Annotated in this window: 4 protein-coding genes; 3 read left to right on the top strand and 1 reads right to left on the bottom strand. The window is 41.5% G+C overall.

The features are described 5' to 3' along the window. Positions 1 to 53: 53 nt before the first annotated feature. Positions 54 to 497: an AmmeMemoRadiSam system protein B gene (amrB, locus tag BQ7314_RS02320; protein WP_174482095.1), complete on the bottom strand. Its 444-nt coding sequence runs from the start codon at positions 495 to 497 to the stop codon at positions 54 to 56. Positions 498 to 712: 215 nt separating this feature from the next. Between amrB and BQ7314_RS02315 the strand changes: the two genes are divergently transcribed. From BQ7314_RS02315 to amrS, 3 genes are all read left to right on the top strand, one after another. Continuing rightward, a complete protein-coding gene (locus BQ7314_RS02315; RefSeq protein WP_174482094.1) occupies positions 713 to 1006 on the top strand; it encodes a hypothetical protein in 294 nt (97 codons plus the stop codon). Between the two features lie 86 nt (positions 1007 to 1092). After that, positions 1093 to 2019 carry an ISKra4 family transposase gene (locus BQ7314_RS02310; RefSeq protein WP_174482093.1) on the top strand — a complete coding sequence of 309 codons (927 nt, stop codon included), beginning with the start codon at positions 1093 to 1095 and terminating at the stop codon, positions 2017 to 2019. A 158-nt stretch (positions 2020 to 2177) separates the two neighbouring features. Further along, positions 2178 to 3248 carry an AmmeMemoRadiSam system radical SAM enzyme gene (amrS, locus tag BQ7314_RS02305; RefSeq protein ID WP_174482092.1) on the top strand — a complete coding sequence of 357 codons (1071 nt, stop codon included), beginning with the start codon at positions 2178 to 2180 and terminating at the stop codon, positions 3246 to 3248. Positions 3249 to 3313 lie beyond the last annotated feature (65 nt).

Raw genomic sequence — 3313 nt, 5'->3', positions numbered from 1 at the left:
GCAATGGAATTATACTGCCATTCCTGACGCAACAACTTTATAAGTTGCCTAAGTTATTTCATGCACATTCCTAAGGTCATTTGCAAAAATGGCAATTGCACTTCTAGGCTATGCTCTAAAGCATGCGCCTGATCAAGATAGGCAACAGAAGGAAACTGCAATAAAGAGTCTATGGCTTTTTTATCCAGAGGAATATCACCAAGAGGCGTATTAAAAACATCAGCGCTAGATAATGCTAGACCGGTAAAAGCAACATGATGTGATGGCCCTAATAAAACAACGCGTTTAATCATGGCATGCTTCGGGGCTAATCGCGCATAAGCCTTAGCCGCACAGACACCCGAATAAATATAGCCGGCATGTGGCACAATAATCGCTTTTGGCGCTGTTACTGATGGCTCAGCTTGCTCAAGATACTCAGCAAGCATTGCTCTTAATTCATGTGGATTATCAGGATAAAATGAACCTGCGACTGCTGGTTGACGTATACTTCGCATAATTGTGCACCCCCGATGATTAAGTTCTTTTTATTACCTGTATATGTCAATTAGTGTTAAATTACAAGCACATCCTTAGAAATAAAGCGTCAATAATATCCGAAAGGACTGGCCGTATCACATAATATAAAGCTCCAGGCTTTATAAAATGTACACGGGTGTGATTAAAAGTGTGAGGATCTGCTAAAATCATATCTTTTGTATTGACATAATTTATGACTTCCAATCAAGACCAAGAATTGATGCGCCGCCTTAATCAGCACCCTAAATTACGTGATAGATTAGAGGCCTTACTTAATGTTGTTGAAAATGTAGCAGGAGACTGTACTAAAGCGGATGAAGCTGAACGGTATGTGATCGAAGAATTACGAAAAATGGGGAATGATGCGCTGCATTGCTGGGGAGATAATGCAGCTGTAAAAAGTGCTGAACAGTTCCGTGAAAAATCCCCCTCGTTTCATCGTCATGGTAAAAAAAATTCTACTGGCACTCCACCTTTGGAAAAATAGACGCAGTTGAATCCATCTTTCGTCATTCCGGTCAACTGTCCCGACCCTTCAGTTATTCTGCCGGATTGACAGCACGTTGTTGTTCGATGCCCCTACAGCGAGTCATCGCTGATTTTGGTGCCGACCATGCGTTTGCGCAAGTGCCTACAAAGCTTCAGGAGCACTATGGCATTCAGATTCCGGTCAGTACCATTCGTAAGATAACGGAACTTCATGGACAGCAAATGCATGAACAACGGGAGGCTTCTTCTTTGCCGATCAACCTAGGGTGCCGGCAACAAGTCGCTGAGATTGACGGTTGCATGCTACCCGTTATCACCGTTAGAGATGATGAAGGTGACAAGCGTAAAAATAAAGTTCTACACTGGAAAGAAGCGCGTTTGGCTTTAGTCCATGAACAAGGATCGGTTACCCCTAAATTTGATACCACTTTTGCAAACAGTGTTGATGATGCAGGACAAGCATTATTAAATTGTGCCGTTTCGGCAGGCCTAGGAACGAATACGCAAGTACATGGTGTGGGAGATGGTGCCCCATGGATCGAGAAGCAGATGAAAGAAAAATTTGGAACGCAAGGAAGTTACTTGATCGATTTTTACCATGTTTGTGAGTATTTGGCTGAGGCATCAAACGCTTGTGCTGCCAATGATAATGACTGGATGGACACTCAAAAGAAACGACTAAAAAATAATGAGTATGCACTGGTTATTGACAGTTTGGCTTGTCATTTAGAGCCAAGCGATATTGATAATACGAAAGCACCAGTACGTGCTTGCCACCGGTATTTAAGCAATCGAACGGACCAGATTGATTATAAAGGAGCTATAGAAAAAGGTTTGCCTATTGGGTCGGGTGAAATAGAAAGTGCTCATCGATATGTTATTCAGAAACGTCTTAAATTATCTGGCGCATGGTGGAAAGAGGAAAATATTGAGCGAATGTTGGCATTGCGAGTTATCAGGGCTAACGAAGAATGGGATGCGTATTGGAATAATTTAGCCAAAGCAGCATAACCTGATGGAGATTCCCCCACACTTTTAATCACACCCAATGTACACACTTTAATTCCTTACCTTAATGGCCGTGATATACGAACAAAAATGGTAAATTATTTGATTTAAAAATATATTGCCATATATCTATATATAGATATCTATACCGGAGGCTTGCTATGCACACTCAACTTAATTCAGAAACGACTGTCGCTACTCACTACTGGCATGATTTAGGTGATGGCCGTATACAGTGTGATTTATGCCCACGATTTTGTAAATTGCATGATGGTCAGCGCGGTTTATGCTTTATTCGACAAAATCAAGATCAACAGATCGTATTAACCAGTTATGGTCGCTCTAGTGGCTTTGCCATCGACCCAATAGAAAAAAAACCATTAAATCATTTTTACCCTGGCTCTTCAGTGTTTTCTTTTGGCACCGCAGGTTGTAATTTAGCCTGTAAATTTTGTCAAAACTGGGACATTAGTAAATCACGACAAATGGATGCCTTAATGAGCATTGCCGGCCCCGAAATAATTGCCCAAAAAGCCGCTGAACAGGGCTGCCTGAGTGTTGCCTATACTTATAATGACCCGGTTATTTTTCACGAGTATGCCATAGATACTGCTATTGCTTGTCGTGAATTAGGCATCAAATCCGTTGCCGTTTCTGCAGGTTATGTTTGCCCTGAACCTAGAGCTGAATTTTATCAATATATGGACGCAGCAAATATTGATTTAAAAGCCTTTACTGAGCGTTTTTATCACAAAATAACAGGCTCTCATTTAGCCGCCGTATTAGATACTTTACGTTATTTACAGCATGAAACATCAGTATGGCTGGAATTAACCACGCTACTGATCCCTGGTGAAAATGACTCCCAAGCTGAACTAGAAGAAATGACCCAGTGGGTCGTAGAAAACTTAGGCCCCGATGTGCCCATGCACTTTACCGCCTTTCATCCTGACTGGAAAATGCTAGATACACCCTCAACGCCAGTCGCATCATTATTATTAGCACGCGATATTGCTATAAAAAATGGTGTACATTATGCTTATGTAGGCAATGTACATCATAAACCAGCAGAAAGTACCTATTGCCACCACTGCGGACAATTATTAATAGGTCGTGACTGGTATCAATTATCCGACTGGAATTTGAATGCCTCAGGCACATGCACGGCTTGCGGCACTCAATGTGCAGGACATTTTGCTGCAAAACCTGGAGATTGGGGCGCTAAGGAATGAGCACAAATTAATTTAGGCAAGTTCAATTTAAGAATTATAATGATGCAACTCATAAACTTTATTTA

Source organism: methanotrophic endosymbiont of Bathymodiolus puteoserpentis (Logatchev) (assembly GCF_900128525.1).
Taxonomy (GTDB): domain Bacteria; phylum Pseudomonadota; class Gammaproteobacteria; order Methylococcales; family Methylomonadaceae; genus Methyloprofundus.
The sequence above is the reverse complement of the archived record's forward strand: the minus strand, read 5'-3'. Positions and strand labels throughout refer to the sequence as shown.